The 15,636-nt window shown below is 71.1% G+C and carries 15 protein-coding genes; 6 read left to right on the top strand and 9 right to left on the bottom strand.

Features of this window, described 5'->3' with window-relative positions; translation table 11 throughout:
• Positions 1–74: 74 nt before the first annotated feature.
• From ACFWBQ_RS10435 to ACFWBQ_RS10425, 3 genes are all read right to left on the bottom strand, one after another.
• Complete coding sequence (locus ACFWBQ_RS10435) at positions 75–734, bottom strand: DUF5063 domain-containing protein (RefSeq protein WP_385486226.1); 660 nt, start codon at positions 732–734, stop codon at positions 75–77.
• 71 nt (positions 735–805) lie between these two features.
• Positions 806–1,405 (bottom strand): recombination mediator RecR, encoded by a 600-nt coding sequence (gene recR, locus ACFWBQ_RS10430; protein WP_385486224.1) that lies wholly within the window; start codon positions 1,403–1,405, stop codon positions 806–808.
• Positions 1,406–1,479: 74 nt separating this feature from the next.
• Positions 1,480–1,815, bottom strand: a complete 336-nt coding sequence (locus tag ACFWBQ_RS10425; protein WP_277329769.1) for a YbaB/EbfC family nucleoid-associated protein — start codon at positions 1,813–1,815, stop codon at positions 1,480–1,482.
• Between the two features lie 367 nt (positions 1,816–2,182).
• Here ACFWBQ_RS10425 and ACFWBQ_RS10420 point away from each other — a divergent pair, with 367 nt between their 5' ends.
• Positions 2,183–2,971 (top strand): SLATT domain-containing protein, encoded by a 789-nt coding sequence (locus tag ACFWBQ_RS10420; RefSeq protein WP_385486222.1) that lies wholly within the window; start codon positions 2,183–2,185, stop codon positions 2,969–2,971.
• A 127-nt stretch (positions 2,972–3,098) separates the two neighbouring features.
• On the opposite strand, the gene ACFWBQ_RS10415 is transcribed toward ACFWBQ_RS10420, so the two are convergent.
• The 3 genes from ACFWBQ_RS10415 to ACFWBQ_RS10405 all read right to left on the bottom strand — a co-directional run bounded on the left by ACFWBQ_RS10415 (position 3,099) and on the right by ACFWBQ_RS10405 (position 6,039).
• A complete protein-coding gene (locus ACFWBQ_RS10415; RefSeq protein WP_385486220.1) occupies positions 3,099–3,749 on the bottom strand; it encodes a hypothetical protein in 651 nt (216 codons plus the stop codon).
• A 78-nt stretch (positions 3,750–3,827) separates the two neighbouring features.
• Entirely contained in the window at positions 3,828–4,547 is a 720-nt protein-coding gene (locus tag ACFWBQ_RS10410; RefSeq protein ID WP_385486218.1) for a GntR family transcriptional regulator, read from the bottom strand.
• A gap of 91 nt (positions 4,548–4,638) precedes the next feature.
• Positions 4,639–6,039 carry an aspartate aminotransferase family protein gene (locus ACFWBQ_RS10405; RefSeq protein ID WP_385486216.1) on the bottom strand — a complete coding sequence of 467 codons (1,401 nt, stop codon included), beginning with the start codon at positions 6,037–6,039 and terminating at the stop codon, positions 4,639–4,641.
• Positions 6,040–6,234: 195 nt separating this feature from the next.
• On the opposite strand from ACFWBQ_RS10405, the gene ACFWBQ_RS10400 reads away from it, so the two are divergent.
• The 3 genes from ACFWBQ_RS10400 (at position 6,235) to ACFWBQ_RS10390 (ending at position 9,267) form a co-directional block, all read left to right on the top strand.
• Positions 6,235–6,846: a DJ-1/PfpI family protein gene (locus ACFWBQ_RS10400; RefSeq protein WP_385486214.1), complete on the top strand. Its 612-nt coding sequence runs from the start codon at positions 6,235–6,237 to the stop codon at positions 6,844–6,846.
• Complete coding sequence (locus tag ACFWBQ_RS10395) at positions 6,843–7,313, top strand: MarR family winged helix-turn-helix transcriptional regulator (protein ID WP_385486212.1); 471 nt, start codon at positions 6,843–6,845, stop codon at positions 7,311–7,313. Before ACFWBQ_RS10400 ends, ACFWBQ_RS10395 begins: the two co-directional genes overlap by 4 nt.
• An 88-nt stretch (positions 7,314–7,401) precedes the next feature.
• Entirely contained in the window at positions 7,402–9,267 is a 1,866-nt protein-coding gene (locus tag ACFWBQ_RS10390; protein WP_385486210.1) for a serine/threonine-protein kinase, read from the top strand.
• Here ACFWBQ_RS10390 and ACFWBQ_RS10385 read toward each other — a convergent pair whose 3' ends face one another.
• The gene (locus ACFWBQ_RS10385) at positions 9,268–10,776 is read right to left on the bottom strand and encodes a helix-turn-helix domain-containing protein (protein ID WP_385486487.1); all 1,509 of its coding nucleotides are present in this window, start codon (positions 10,774–10,776) and stop codon (positions 9,268–9,270) included.
• 374 nt (positions 10,777–11,150) lie between these two features.
• On the opposite strand from ACFWBQ_RS10385, the gene dnaN reads away from it, so the two are divergent.
• A complete protein-coding gene (gene dnaN, locus ACFWBQ_RS10380; RefSeq protein ID WP_385486208.1) occupies positions 11,151–12,263 on the top strand; it encodes a DNA polymerase III subunit beta in 1,113 nt (370 codons plus the stop codon).
• 13 nt (positions 12,264–12,276) lie between these two features.
• On the opposite strand, the gene ACFWBQ_RS10375 is transcribed toward dnaN, so the two are convergent.
• Positions 12,277–12,555 (bottom strand): hypothetical protein, encoded by a 279-nt coding sequence (locus ACFWBQ_RS10375; RefSeq protein WP_385486206.1) that lies wholly within the window; start codon positions 12,553–12,555, stop codon positions 12,277–12,279.
• A gap of 346 nt (positions 12,556–12,901) precedes the next feature.
• A complete protein-coding gene (locus tag ACFWBQ_RS10370) occupies positions 12,902–13,789 on the bottom strand; it encodes a glycoside hydrolase family 19 protein (protein ID WP_385486204.1) in 888 nt (295 codons plus the stop codon).
• 271 nt (positions 13,790–14,060) lie between these two features.
• On the opposite strand from ACFWBQ_RS10370, the gene ACFWBQ_RS10365 reads away from it, so the two are divergent.
• On the top strand, positions 14,061–15,596 hold the full coding sequence (locus ACFWBQ_RS10365; protein WP_385486202.1) for a substrate-binding domain-containing protein: 1,536 nt from the start codon (positions 14,061–14,063) through the stop codon (positions 15,594–15,596).
• The last annotated feature ends 40 nt before the right edge of the window (positions 15,597–15,636 follow it).

The raw sequence follows: 15,636 nt of genomic DNA, 5'->3' as shown, positions 1-15,636 counted from the left end.
CTCGTATCCGTCTGCTGCCCACTGCCGTGCCCCGCACGCCTGTTTGTGTCCCAGGCCACAGGAGTGGCCCGGCGTCACTTGACCGGCCGCAGCCCCAGTGGTCCCGCGATCTCCTCCACCATCACACGGCCCGCCTCCTCGGCCAGGTCGTCCTCTCCCGGGTCCTGGTCCGTGTCCAGGCCGTCGAGCTCCTGGAGGGGCTGGTTCAGCCGGATGTGGGCGATCAGGGACTGGAGGGCACGCAGGGTCGCCGATGCGGTGGAGCCCCAGTTGGAGAAGTACGAGAACTGCCACCACCACATGGCCTCCGCCGTGCGGTCCGCCTCGTAGTGGGCCAGGCCGTGGCCGAGGTCCGTGACCAGGTCGGCCAGGTCGTCGGAGATGCGGTGCGGGACGGGGGGCTTGCGGGGCTCGTACGGGTCGAAGACCTCGGAGTAGACGTCGATCGGCTCCAGGAGGGCCGCGAAGCGCTCACGCAGGCCGTCGGCGTCCGGTTCGGGGCCCAGGTCCGGCTCGTAGCGCTCGTCCGGAAGGATGTCCTCGTACGCACCGAGTCTGCCGCCCGCCAGCAGGAGCTGGGAGACCTGGAGGAGCAGGACGGGGACGGCCTCCTCGGGCTCCTCGGCCTTGGACACCTCGGTGACCGCGACGATGAACGTCTTGATCTGGTCCGCGATCTGGACGGCGAAGTCGTCCGGGTCCTGGGTGACGGAGTTCAGCGTGGCGTCAGACATCGAGGAGACCTCCCGTGGGCACGATCGCGACCAGTGGGTAGAACATAGCGCCGCCGAACATAAAACCGCCGTCAGACATCGAGCAGCCTTCTCCCCTCGAACGCGCGGCCGAGGGTGACCTCGTCCGCGTACTCCAGGTCGCCGCCCACCGGCAGCCCGCTGGCCAGCCGCGTCACCCGCAGGCCCATCGGCTTGACCATCCGCGCCAGGTACGTCGCGGTGGCCTCGCCCTCCAGGTTGGGGTCCGTCGCCAGGATCAGCTCCGTGATGGAGCCGTCCGCGAGCCGGGCCAGCAGCTCCCGGATGCTCAGATCGTCGGGGCCGACGCCCTCGATCGGGCTGATCGCGCCGCCGAGCACGTGGTAGCGGCCCCGGAATTCACGGGTCCGCTCGATCGCGACGACATCCTTGGGCTCCTCGACCACACAGATCACCGTAAGGTCGCGGCGCGCGTCCCGGCAGATCCCGCACTGCTCCTGCTGTGCGACGTTGCCGCAGATCTCGCAGAAGCGGACCTTGTCCTTGACCTCGAGGAGGGCGTGGGCGAGACGGCGTACGTCGGTGGGCTCGGCCTGCAGGATGTGGAAGGCGATCCGCTGCGCGCTCTTGGGACCGACGCCGGGCAGCCTGCCCAGTTCGTCGATGAGCTCCTGAACCACGCCTTCGTACAACGGAAACGCCTTTCCCTATTCGTGCTCGTACCGTAGCCCGTACGCCCGGGTAGCCACAGGTCCCTGCGAGAAGGTCAGAAGGGGAGACCGGGCATGCCGCCCAGGCCCTGCGCCAGCGGGCCCAGCTTCTGCTGCTGGAGCTGCTGGGCGTTCTCGTTCGCCGCCTGCACCGCGGCCACCACGAGATCGGCGAGCGTCTCCGTGTCCTCCGGGTCCACCGCCTTGGGGTCGATCACCAGGGCTCGGAGCTCGCCGGAGCCGGTCACGGTGGCCTTCACCAGGCCGCCGCCCGCCTGCCCCTCGACCTCGGTCCTGGCCAGCTCCTCCTGGGCCTCGGCAAGATCCTGCTGCATCTTCTGGGCCTGCTGGAGCAGCTGCTGCATATTGGGCTGGCCACCACCGGGAATCACTGTCACTCCTGGCATTTCGACGACGAATTGTTTCGGTACGCCGAGCCTACGTGCTCACCGGACGCCGCGCCCCACCCGCCGGGGACCAACTCTTTCGAGTGAGTTCCGGAAAGTGCCTGTTGCGCTCCTATACCTGACCAGAGGCCGTGTGCACGCGGGAATCCCGCGATTTCGACCCCATGGCCCACCATTCGGCGGTAGGAAGGGCATGCGTAACCGTACGCACACGCACCTACAGGTAACGCAGAGTTACGCGGGCGCGGCCCCGTCATATGCCGGAGTCCGCCCCGCCCGTGTCCACAACCGTGCCGATCCGCGTAGTCATGCGCCGATACGCGCCGAACGCAGAGTGCAGAGGAGTGCCCGGGTGAGCCAGCCGGAGATGCAGCCCGAGGGGCCCCACCGCAAGGAGTCCGGCGGGAAATCCGGCGCAGACACCGGAACCGAGTCCTCCGGTTCGCGCTACGGTGCGGGTCCCCGGGACCTGACCGGCCGCGCCTTCCCCCTCGGCGACTGGGGCGAACCCGCGGAACGGCTCGACGAGCTCTACCGCTGGGTCGAGGCAGGCGCCCTGCACACCGCCGACTGGTACCTGCGCGACCGGATCCGCAAGCGGCGGGCGGCCAGGCTGCTGCGGTTCGGCACGGCGGCCGGGGTGATCGCGGGCGCGGCCCTCCCTCTGCTCGATCTGACCGGGGAGCTCCACGGGTCGGCCGGCTGGGGCTATCTGTCGCTGCTGCTGGGCGCCGCGTGCATGGCGTGCGACCGGTACTTCGGACTGACCTCGGGCTGGATAAGGAACTTCGCGACGGCGCAGGCCGTGCAGCGGCGTCTTCAGGTGCTGCAGTTCGACTGGGCCTCGGAGTGCGTACGGGAGATGCTCGGGCCGACGGAGGGCACGGCCAGCGAGGCCGCGGAGCGGTGCCTGGGGGTGCTGCGGCGGTTCTCCGAGGACATCACCGAGCTCGTGCGCCTGGAGACCGCGGACTGGATGGTTGAGTTCCGGGCGGGGCCCGCACCCATGGGAATGCAGTCGCTGGTCCCGGGCGGAGCGGGCTCGCGGCCGGAGCAGGGAACATCGCCGGGGCGCCTCACCATGCCCTCGGTGACCCGGCCGAACATGCCGCGGCAGCGACCGCCCGAGCCGCCCCGCTGAACCCCGTCTGCCCGCTGAACCCCGCCGCCTTCCGGACGGCGCCTCGCCGCTCCGGACGTCCGGAGGAACCCCGCCGGGCCTCCGGAGCCGCTCCGCCGGATCTCCGGAGCGGCTCACGGCCGGCCGGTCAGCTGAAGATGATCATTGAGCCCTGCGCGAGGCTGCGTGTCGCCGCCGCGTGCAGGCCCAGCCAGACGTGACGCTCGCGTGCGAACGGGCTCTCGTCGTACGGAATCGGGCCGGCCGGCTCCTCCAGCGAGGTCGGGCCGGAAGGCGGAAGCGGTGCGGCCGGCGGATTGGCCGGGTCGATACCGATGGACGGGGCGACGGACTCCAGTTCGCGCAGCAGCCCGTGCGAGGAGCCCAGCGGGCCACCGCCCTCCAGAAGCTGGTCGTCGGAGAGCGGAGCGGAGAAGTCCACCGGGACGTACGCCCCGGCATGGTCGTAGTGCCAGACCAGATGCGACTGCTGTGCGCTCTGCTCGAACATCTCCAGCAGCTGCTCGTAGTCCCCGCCCAGTTCATCGATGGGGGTGACGGCGAGCCCGCTCAGCTGGAGCAGATAGGCGCGCCGCAGGAAGTGCAGCGCGTCGTAGTCGAAGCCCGCGACCGGGGCGACGTCCCCCGTGAGACCGGGCATGTAGGCGTAGACGGGAACGGGGGGCAGCCCCGCCTCGCTCAGCGCCTTGTCGTAGATGGCGATCTCTTCGGCGAACGGATTGTCGGGGCTGTGGCACAGCACATCGACGAGGGGAACCAGCCACAGGTCACAGGCCACGAATTCTCGCTCTCCAACGGGTTCTTGCGATGGTCGGAACAGCGTAATGCGGCCGGAACCCTACGCACAGTGCCCGGGTCAGCCCCTGCCCCGGGCCGGGTGCGGCGGGTCGTCCGCGGCCAGCCGGTCCGCCCACTTCATCCCGTGCGCGTAGTAGGCGTCGAGCACCGCGCGTACCGCATCGCCGTCAGCGGCGATGATCGCTTCCACCAGCTCCTGGTGGCCGTTCCACAACCAGTCCCGCACATCGGCGTCCCCCCGCAGGTAGGGGACGGCGAAGACCCACGCCTGCACCCGCAGCCGGTGCAGGAAGTCGGTGATGTAGGTGTTTCCGACAACCGCGCCCAGCTCCCGCCAGAACCGCAGGTCGTATCCGATGAGGATGTCGAGGTCGCCGCAGCGTGCCGCCCGCGCGGCCTCCTCGGCCCTGCGGCGTACGGAGACCAGGGCGTCATGGTGGGCGCCCAGGACCCCCGGCGCCGAGCCCGTACCGTCGAAGATCCTCCGGAACACCCCGTCTATGACGAGGGCGCGCGCCTCCACCATCGAGCGGTAGTCGGCGACGGTGAACCGGCGCACCCGGAAGCCCCGGTGCTGATCGGATTCGAGCAGCCCTTGCGCGGAGAGGTCGAAGAGCGCCTCGCGGACGGGCGTCGCGGACACTCCGTACTGCTCGGCGATCTGCTTGACGGTGAACTCCAGCCCCGGCTGGAGACGCCCCGCAAGCACCTCGTCACGCAGCGCGTCGGTGATCTGCTGTCGCAGCGTGCTGCGGGTGACACCTCCGCTCGCACTCATGACGCCCCCTCCCGGTTCTCGGCTCCGGTCACCTTAAGCCAGGGCCCGCGCCCGGATCCGGGCCCGGGGGCGGCGTCCCGTTCGGTGTCTCCTACATGGGTGCCCGGTGCGCACTCGGCTGCACGGTGTGCTCGTCGGCGACCGCGAGGGCCGCGTCCAGGGCGGCGAGGCCTTCCTTCGCCTCGGCCTCGGTGACATTGCAGGCGGGGACCGCGTGGGTGCGGTTCATGTTGATGAAGGGCCACAGGCCGTTCTTCTTGCAGGCCGCACCGAAGGCAGCCATGGGCGCGTTGGCCTCGCCGGTCGCGTTGTACGGAACCAGCGGTTCGCGGGTCTCCTTGTTGCGGACCAGCTCCAGCGACCAGAAGGCGCCGAGGCCGCGGACCTCGCCGACCGACGGGTGGCGTTCGGCGAGCTCGCGCAGACCGGGGCCCAGGATGTGCTCACCGAGGTGGGCGGCGCTCTCGACGACCTTCTCCTCCTCCATGACGTTGATCGTCGCGACGGCCGCTGCGCAGGCCAGCGGGTGACCGGAGTAGGTGAGTCCGCCGGGATAGGGCCGCGTCTCGAAGGTGGCGGCGATCTCGGCGCTGATCGCGACGCCACCGAGCGGCACATAACCGGAGTTGACGCCCTTCGCGAACGTCATCAGGTCCGGCACGACGTCGTAGTGGTCGGCGGCGAACCACTTCCCGGTGCGCCCGAAGCCGGCCATCACCTCGTCGAGGACGAAGACGATCCCGTACCGGTCGCAGATCTCACGGACGCCCGCGAGATAGCCGGGCGGCGGCGTCATGATGCCCGCCGTGCCGGGGATGGTCTCCAGGATGACCGCGGCGACGGTGGACGGGCCCTCGAACGCGAGGGTGTCCTCGAGGTGTTGCAGTGCGCGGGCGCACTCCTCGGCCTCCGTCTGCGCGTAGAAGGGCGAGCGGTAGAGGAACGGCGCCCAGAACCGGACGACACCCGCCGAGCCGTTGTCGGACGCCCAACGGCGCGGGTCGCCGGTGAGGTTGATCGCGGTGGAGGTGGCGCCGTGGTACGAGCGGTAGGCGGAGAGCACCTTCGTGCGGCCGGTGTGCAGCCGGGCCATGCGGACGGCGTTCTCGACGGCCTCGGCACCGCCGTTGGTGAAGAAGATCTTGTCCAGGTCGCCGGGGGTGCGCGCGGCGATGAGGCGTGCGGCCTCGGAGCGCGCCTCGATGGCGAACGCGGGGGCGAAGGTGGTGAGTCTGCCTGCCTGTTCCTGGATCGCGGCGACGACGGCGGGGTGCTGGTAGCCGATGTTGGTGAAGACGAGGCCGCTGGTGAAGTCCAGGTAGCGGTTGCCGTCGTAGTCCCAGAAGTACGCCCCCTCGGCGCCGGCGACGGCGAGCGGGTCGATCAGGCCCTGGGCGGACCAGGAGTGGAACACATGCGCGCGGTCGGCGGCCTTCACGGCCGCACCGGCGGCGGAGTCGACGTAGGGGGCGCGAGGGGCGTGAGGGGTCATGGCGGTGAGCGTAGGAGACGCGGTGACCGTGCTCCATGGCCACTGTGTATGGCGTGGGGCGCCCGGCTCGGCAGGATGTCGGGTCCTGGTCGGGCCCGCGCCCCGGCCTCGAACAATTGACAACATGCTGTCGTCATGACAGCCTTCTGTCATAAGGGTTCCACGAGGGTTCCTCATTCCCTTTCGGAGGTCATCATGACCAGCACGAGCGTTCACCTGGCCGTCTACGACACCTTCGCCGACTGGGAGCCGGGCTTCGCCACGGCCCACCTCGCCCAGAACGGCCACACCGTGCACACCGTCGGAGCCACCACCGACCCCGTCACCACCATGGGCGGCATGCGCATCCGGCCCGACCTCGCACTCGATGACCTGCGCCCCGAGGACAGCGCACTGCTCATCCTCACCGGCGCCGGCCTCTGGGACACCGGCGACACACTTGCCCCCTTCGCGCGCAGGGCCCGCACCTTCCTGGACGCGGGGGTGCCCGTTGCGGCGATCTGCGGGGCGACGGCAGGGCTGGCCCGCGAGGGGCTGCTCGACGACCGCGCCCACACGAGTGCCGTCTCCTTCTATCTCGCGGCGACGGGGTACGCGGGCGGCTCGCACTACATCGACGCCGACGCGGTGACGGATACCGGCGGTGCCTCGCACGGCGCGCTCGTCACGGCCGGGCCGACCGAGCCCGTGGCCTTCGCCCGCGAGATCTTCGGACTGCTCGGGGTGTACGAGCCGAAGAAACTGGACGCGTGGTACCGGCTGTTCCACGACTCCGACGCGAGCGCGTACGAGGTGCTCCAGGGATGAGCAGCGAGAATCAGGACCGGTTCAGCCGGACGGCCATCGGGGTGTTCAGGCTCAACGGGCAGTTCCTGTCCGTGGCGGAGGAGCTGGCGAGGCCCTCCGGACTCACCGCGGCGTGGTGGCAGGTCCTCGGCGCCGTCCTGGACGAGCCGCTCCCGGTGTCGGGGATCGCCCGGTCGATGGGGATCACCCGGCAGAGCGTGCAGCGGATCGCGGATCTGCTGGTGGCCAGGGGCCTCGCGGAGTACGTGCCGAATCCGGCCCACCGGCGGGCCAAGCTCGTCAGGCCCACCGACGAGGGGCGCGCGGCAGTGAGCCGGATCGGCCCCGCTCACGCGGAGTTCGCCGGGCGGCTGGCCGAGGAGCTGGGCGAGGAGGAGTTCGCGCAGACCGTACGGGTGCTGGAGCGGCTGTCTGAAGCGGTGACGGCGGTGGCCTCCGGGGCGGCCTCGCCCCCGCCTGAGGGCTGAGAGCGGAACGGGTCCTGGGCAGGGGGGTGGTGGGCGCCGCTATCCTCAAGCACGGTCTGCCATGACCGCACGGGGGAGGAAGCGCACCATGGAGAAGCTGGGCTCCGGCGATCCACTACGCATCGGCGCCTACCGGCTGCTGGGACGCCTCGGCGCCGGGGGCATGGGACAGGTGTTCCTGGCCCGCTCCGAGCGGGGCCGTACCGTCGCCATCAAGCTGGTCCGGCCCGATCTGGCCGAACAGCAGCAGTTCCGCGACCGCTTCCGGCAGGAGGTGCAGGCCGCCCGCCGGGTCGGCGGCGCCTGGACCGCGCCGGTGCTCGACGCCGACATCGACGCTGCGGTGCCCTGGGTCGCCACCGGTTACGTCGCCGGCCCGTCGCTCCAGCGCATCGTCTCCGGCCGGCCGGGCACCCCGGTGACCGCCTCGGGGGCGTACGGTCCGCTGCCCGCACGATCCGTCCGCATCCTGGGCGCCGGGCTCGCGAGCGCCCTGCAGGACATCCACCGCGCCGGACTGATCCACCGCGACCTGAAGCCCTCCAACGTCCTGATGACGATCGACGGTCCGCGCGTCATCGACTTCGGCATAGCCCGGGCGCTGGATACCGTCACCGACGGCGGCCTGACCCGCACGGGTGCGCTGATCGGCTCCCCCGGTTTCATGGCGCCCGAGCAGGTGCGGGGCGAACGCGTGAGTTCGGCGTGCGATGTGTTCTGTCTCGGTTCCGTGCTCGCGTACGCGTCCACCGGCCGGCTCCCGTTCGGCGCGGCGGACAGCGGGGTCCACGCCCTGATGTTCCGGATCGCGCAGGAGGACCCGGATCTCACCGGTGTCCCCGTGGACCTGGTCGAGCTCATCCAGGACTGCCTGGCCAAGGACCCGGCCGCGCGGCCCTCCACCGACAGTGTCCTGGAGCGGCTGGGCGGGCCCGAGACCGGGGAACCGTGGCTGCCCGGTGCGCTGATCGCCCAACTCGGCCGGCACGCTGTGGAGCTGCTCGATTCCGAGGACCCGGAAGAGGGCCCTGCACCTTCCCCGGCCAGCCCGGTGTCACCGGCACCCCCGGCCACCCCACCCGCACCCCAGCGCCCGACCGGCCAGGCACAGGCTCCCCAATTGCCGCCCGGCCAGGCACAGGCGCCCCCGCTCCCACCCAGCCAGGCACAGGCACCCCCGCTCCCACCCGGCCCCGTACACACGCTGCCCACGATGGTCGGCCCGCCCGCACCGCCGCAGACACCCCGGCCTCCTTCCTACGGCTACCCGCAACAGGCCGCACCGGGGTACGGCACCGGCTACGGCCCCACGCCCGGGTACGGCCCGACTCCCCCCTACGGCCCGCCCCACTTCCTCGCACCCCTTCCCGCTCCCGAACCGGAGCGCCGCCGCTCCGCGGGCTCGACCGTGCTGCTGGTCGCGGTCGCCCTGCTCGTCGCGGTAGGAGTGGGCTGGTCGGTGTACGCGTTCATGAAGGACGGCGACGGACACACCACGACGTCTCCGACGCCCACCCCCACGGCCGGCCCGTCCCGGTCCCTCTCCCCCTCCGCCGCGGACCCCAGCCCCTCGACGGACGAGAAGAGCGGCGAGGGCACCATTCCCACCGGCTATCTGGGCACCTGGTCCGGCACCATCGACAGCGGTTCGGGACAGTCCACCCGTCAACTCGTCATCGAGCAGGGCGAAGTCGGCGACACCGTGCTGTCCCTCACCGCCGACGGCCCGCTCGACACCGGAGGCTCGTACCACTGTGTCTTCCAGGCACCCCTTCAGAGCGAGCCCTCCTCCGGCTCCCCGGTCAGCATCGGTCCGTCCACGGTCACCGTCGGCGAACCGATGACGTCGTGCACCCCGGGCAGGTCCACCGTCCTGACGCTGCTGCCCGACGGCACCCTGCGCCGCGAGATCGCAGACACGGGCGAGAGCCTCACGTACACGAAGTCGGGCTGATCAGGGGCCGGGCCCGGCACCCGCCCGGTCCGGCTCTCCCGCCGTCAGGTCGACCGCCCTGAACGCCAGCCACAGGTCGTGGCGCGCGCTCGGGGTCTGGAGCAGCGAGCGGCCGATCACGGCTTCCAGCCGGGTCAGGCGCTTGCGCGCCCCGGGTACGGAGATGCCCAGCTCCGCTGCGGTCGGGCCCAGTTGGGCCTCGCACCGCAGCCACGTACGCAGGGTCTCCCCGGCCGTGGGGCCGGCCGGCGCGAGGAGGCTCAGCTGATGGGACGCCCAGTCCTGGACGGCGGGACTGCGCAGGATCTCGTCGAGGTTCCCGGCAGTCCCGGAAGCCCGCCCGCCCGGGCGGCCTGGCCGGATGAGGGCGGGGGTGGCCCTGATGCAGAGGGCGAGGTCCAGGGCCGCCTGGTCCGCGACCCGGTTCAGATCCAGGCCGAGCAGTTCGCCGATCAGCTTGAGCCGGGCGGTGAGGGTGTTGCGGTGGATCTTCAGGTGCTGGGTGGCGTGCGAGGAGAACGCCAGCCAGGACGCGACGGTCGCCGCCAGTTCCTGGCTGCCCGGGTCCTGCGAGCGGCGTGGCAGATAGGCGAGCAGCGGCGCGAGCAGCGCGTCGGCCCACTGCGTGCCCGCGCTGCCGACGACCAGGGCGGGTTCCGGCGAGGAGCCGAACCGGGCGTGCCGGCCGGGCAGTCCTCGGGCCACGGCAAGGGCGTGGAAGGCCTGCCGGTACCCCGTCGCCGTGTCGGAGAGCTGCACTTCCTCGCTGACGCCCACGACGCAGTCGTCCACCAGCTCGGCGACGGTCCGGTCGAGTGCGGCACCGCCCTTCGCCGCCTCCGGTTCCGCTTCCGATTCCGGGTCCGCCGGCATGACGAGGATCAGATGACGTGCGTACACCGGGCACCGGACGATCCAGGTCCTGCCGCCCGAGGCGTCCGCGCATATGCGCGCCACCTCGTTCCGCTGTCCGCCCGAACACTCGACGACACAGACCCGCACGGGGTCGGGGAGTTTCGGCCGCAGTGCCCCTGCCACCTGGTGTGCGATGGAGAGCTGACCGGTCATGAGCAGATGCAGCACCGCCTCGCGGCCCCGGGACTCCGCGAGGTCGACCCGGCGCCGTCTGCGTTCGAGGGTCTCCGCCGCCCAGGCCAGCGTCAGGGGCATCATCGCGTCGGCGAGCAGCGTGGACAGCCCGCCGGGCAGCGGCCGGGGGGCGACGACGGCGAGAACCGGGGCGCGGTCCTCCGGCGGCCCGTCGAGGGGGAGCACCAGCGCGGTGCACCGGTCCGCGTCGAGCGAATAGGCGCGGGCGCCCCGGGACTTGAGCTCTTTCGCGGCCTCGGCCGCGAGGGCGGCAGCCTCCTGGCCGGGCCGCTCGGAGGTCCGGGCCACGGCCTGGAGCACCGTGCCGTCACCGTCGAGCAGTCCGGCCCAGCCCCCGGCGCGCTGCGCCAGCCAGCGCAGCAGTTCCGACGATCCGCCTGTCCGGGCCGCCCGGTACATCCGCAGTACGTCGTCGGCCCGTTCCCACCCGCGCACGCATCCCCCGCTCGTACCCGAAAACCGGAGTGCAGAGTACCGGTTCGGCTGTGCGGTCTGATACCCCCGCGAGGCCCTCACAGTGCGGATTGAAGCTCCCGTTCCACTGCCCTGCCCGCCTAGAGTCCGAGAGGTGTTCCGGGACGTCCGGGGGACGTCGGGGGACGTCAAGGGCGTCCTGGATCCGGGGGATTGTCGAAGGGCGTCGGGGGACGCCCGGAGGCGTGGCGGCAGCGGCCCACGGGGGTGGTCGCTGTCGTCGTCCACCGGTGATTGTCAGTGGCGGCGCATAGCGTGTTTCCCGACCGTGTCGTACACCGGACGAGAGGCCCCCTGCCATGGAGTTCAGCATCGAGCGTGGGGCACTGGCCGATGCCGTGACCTGGGCTGCCCGTGTACTGCCGACGCGGTCACCCGTTCCCGTCCTCGGTGGCCTGCTTCTCGAAGTGACCGACGGCCGGCTGAGCGTCTGCGGGCTGGACTTCGAGGCCTCCGCGCGCATCGAGGTGGGGGCACGGACCGTACGGACCGGGAAGGCGCTGGTCATGGGCCGACGGCTGCTCGACATCTGCAAGGTGCTCCCCGACGGACCCGTGGAGTGCGCGGTGGAGGGCTCGCGGTTCACGGTGACCGGGGACGGCGCCCGGTTCGGGCTCTCGTTGCTGCCGCTCGACGACTACCCCGCGCTGCCGCCGCTGCCCGAGGTCCGCGGCGCGGTGGACGCCGCCGCGTTCGCCGCGGCCGTCGCCCAGGTGAGCGTCGCCGCGGGGCGGGACGACACCCTGCCGACACTCACCGGGGTCCGGCTCGGGCTCGACGGCTCCACGATGACCCTGGCGGCCACCGACCGGTACCGCTTCGCGGTGCGCACGCTGCCCTGGAAGGCGACGGCGCCGGACGTCACCGCCGATGTCGTGGTGTCGGCCCGCAGACTGACCGAGATCGCCCGGTCGATGGGCCGGTCGGGTCTGGTCAGCGTCGCTGTGGACGCGGGTTCGGTCGGCTTCGAGCACGCCGGGATGCGTACGACGGTGCGCCTCCTGGACGGCCGGCTGCCGCGCCACGACAAGCTGTTCGCGCTGTCGGAGCCTGCGCTCGCGGTGACGGACCGCGCCCGGCTGGTGGAGGCGGTGAAGCGCGTCTCCGTGGTGGCGGACGGCGGCAGCCCGCTGCAGATGACCTTCTCGGCACCGGACGGTTCGGTGCTGCTGCAGGCGGGCTACGAGGACGATGTTGCCTCGCAGCGGCTGCCGGCCACGCTGGAGGGCGCCGAGGAGATGACCGTGGCCTTCAACCCCGCCTACCTCGTGGATGCCCTGTCCTCCCTGGAGGAGCCGACGGTCCGGATGAGTCTGATGGGGCCCGGCCAGCGCGCCTTGATCACCGGAGGCGACGAGGACGCACATCAGCACCAGCACCTGCTGATGTCCGTGAAGCCGGCGCTGCTCTGACTCCGCCCGCTCCTCATCCGGGCAGTGTCCCGGCCTCGCCCACGGCGGCGAGCAGCCAGATGGGAAATTCGGGGTCGGCCTGACCCACGGTCAGACCCAGCCACCGCTCGCTCCGCCCGCCCTGGCGCTCGCCGTTGCGCTCGCTCTTCCGCCCGCCCGGCGGAAGGCGCCAGACCTGCATGCTGCCGGCCAGATTGCAGAGCTGCCCCATCGGCTCCGGGGCCGGACCGCCCATGTCCAGATACGGCCACAGGTCAACGGTCTCCGGCTCGCCCCACCGATCCGTCAACACGGTGGCGACGGAGCTGAATTCGGCCTCGATCTCCTGCTCGGCCGGCTCGACCAGCTCGGGGGACCGGTCGTCCCAGAAGTCCTGGCTCGCCCGCAGGATCAGAAGGTGGTGTCCGGGGCTCGCTGCTGCGTACGCCGCTGTCCTCGCTCTCCTCCCCCGCCGGGAAGGGCAGAGCGAGGACGCTGTCGATCAGGGCGAGCCGGGCCCACCCGGTGCTCGCGGGCGGTGTGCTGCTGTCCGGTGTCATGGTGCGTGATCCTGCCAACCGCCGGCCCCGGAAACCGAATCGGGGGGCGCACCCGGCCGTGGCCGGGCACGCCCCCCGTTCAGGTGGGGGCAACGAACGTCAGCAGCTCAGGTTCCCACCGGGGGTCGTGCCGAGGATCTGGACGAACGCCTGGTACTTGTCGATACGGCTCTGGACCTGGGCGGGGTTGCCGCCGTTGCACTCGATGCTGCCGTTGATCGAGCGGATCGTCTCGCCGAATCCGCGGCCGTTGACGATGGCGTTGTGGGGCGTCATCGTGCCGGGGCCGCTCTGGGTGTTCCAGTACCAGAGACCGGTCTTCCAGGCCACGGAGGCGTTCTGCTCCACCTGCCACGGGTTGCCGAGCAGGTCGATGCCGAGCGCGTCACCCGCGGCCTTGTAGTTGAAGTTCCAGCTGAGCTGGATCGGGCCGCGGCCGTAGTAGGCGGCCTGGCCTGCCGGGCAGCCGTAGGACTGGCTGCTGTCGCAGTAGTGGGGGTAGTTGGCCGTGTTCTGCTCCACGATGTGGACCAGACCGCCGGTCTCGTGGCTGACGTTGGCGAGGAACGCCGCCGCCTCCTGCTTCTTGACCGTGTCGCTGCCCGTGTTGGCGAAGCCCGGGTAGGCGCTCAGCGCCGCCGTCAGGCCGCTGTACGTGTAGAACGAGTTCCGGCCCGGGAACATCTGGTTGAACTGGGCCTCACTGACGACGAATCCGGAGGGGTTCGGCTGACCCGGGTCCGTACCGCCGCCGCAGCTGCCCTGGTCGGCCCAGACGTCGACCGTGCCGGGGATCTCGTTCTGGGTCCACCACTTCGCGGACCAGTTGTGCCCGTTGTACGAGGCCGATCCGCCGCCCCAGTACACGGACGAGGAGTTCCAGGCCGGGGCGCAGGCCGCTGCCGAGGCAGTGGAGGCGGGGAGGAAGACGAGGGCCGCGACGACCGCACTCAGTGCGGTCAGCAGGCTCATGACACGTTTGATCACGTGATCACTCCTTCGGCGCGGCGCCGGCGATGAGCGTGCGCCGCCATGGGGGGTGACCGACACTCAACCGCCGATGGTCTGGACCTGTCAAGGTCTAGACCAGGATTGCCCGCGCTCGAGACGGCCCGGCCAACTGCCCCGGACTTCCAGCCGGTTGAACGCGAGACGAACTTCTCCGGAAGGAATCCGGCCACCCGCCCGCCACCCTGCCCCCGGTCGTACGGTGGCGCGAACCGGCACACCGCACCCACGAGGGAGGGGCGAGGAGACCGTGGAGTGGTTCAGTCCCGAGAACGTCGTGGCCGTGCTCACCGCCGTACTGGGGGTCCTCGCGTCCGTGGGCGTGCTCTGGTACGAACGCCGTGTCCCGCGCCGCAAGCGCATCGGCTACCGCGTCCAGATGGATACCCCGATCGGCAGCGGCGTCAGCCCGGGCCGCGCCAATGTGCGCCTCGGCCTCTTCAGCGAGACCGCGGAGATGTCCGATGCCACACTCGTCCTGCTGCGCATAGAGAACGACGGATCGCAGTCCATCGCCCAGGACGACTACACCGGGCGTGGTGAGCAACTCCACGGGCTGACAGCCGAGTTCACCGGTCGTACCGTCCGCGGCATCGCCGTCACCCACTCGGCGGGCGCCGACCATCTGATGGAGCACTTCACCCCGGCGGCCGGCATGCGGCACAGCGGCTCCCTCATCCGGCTGCCGCGCGTCCCCCTCAACCGCAACGAACACTTCAAGCTCCTGGTCCTGCTCACCGGCTCGCACGTGGGCAGCCCGATCAAGATCACCGGGGGCATCAGGGACGGCAAGGTCGCGACGAACAAGGCGGCCCGCCCCGACGAGAAGCCCCCGCTGTTCGGCCCTGCCGCCCGGCTCATCACCGTGGCGCTGACCGTCTGCGTCGTCACGCTCGCCGCGATCATCCTCGTACGGGACGACACCCCGCCGCCGATCGAGTGCGCCCCGGGCACGCTGACCGTCACCGGTTCCACGGCGTTCGGGCCGGTCCTGGAGGAGGTGGCCCAGAAGTTCGAGGACAAGTGCGAGGGCGCCACGATCGACGTGGACCCGCACGGCAGCAACGCCGGCATACGGCAGCTCGACAGCGACGGCGCCGAGGCGGGCAACTCCGGCTCGCCCGCCCTCATCGCCTTCTCCGACGGCCCGAAGCCCGACGGCTACACGGAACTGCGCGAGACCCGCGTCGCCGTCTCGCTCTTCCACCTGGTCGTCAACGACCGTGTACCGGTGCGCAACCTCAGCCTCGACGCCATCCGGAAGATATACCGCGGCGAGATCCTCAACTGGAAGGAACTCGGCGGACCCGATCTGAGGATCCTTCTGGTCAGCAGGGACGCCAACTCCGGCACCCGGGAGGTGTTCCAGCGCCGGGTCCTGGGCAGGAACGAGCCGGCCCAGTCCTCCCGCGACTGCGTCACCAAGGACGACGCCCAGGCCCGCGTGATCCGCTGCGAGCTCGACAGCACCGAACAGGTTCTGCCCAGGGTCGCCGAGCTCGACGGCGCGATCGGCTACAGCGAACTGCGCAACGGCAAGGACCTGAACGGGCTGCACCAGATCGCCATCGACGGCACGGCACCGTCCGTCGACACGATCGACTCGACCGCGTACCCGTTCCGCGAGATCGAGTACGCCTACACCTACGGCCGCCCACCCGCCGACTCCCTCGCCTCCGGCTTCCTCGGCTACCTCAGCCGGGGCAGCGGCCAGGACGTCGTCCGTACGCATGGACACCTGCCGTGCGCGACGCCCAAGGGCCTGCGGATCTGCGGCACGGACTGAATCCGTCGCCACGGCCGTCCCGGAACAGCACCGAGCTCTG

The organism is Streptomyces sp. NPDC060035, from assembly GCF_042736635.1.
GTDB lineage: Bacteria > Actinomycetota > Actinomycetes > Streptomycetales > Streptomycetaceae > Streptomyces.
Note: the sequence above shows the minus strand (reverse complement) of the source record. Positions and strands in the feature narration are given on the sequence as shown.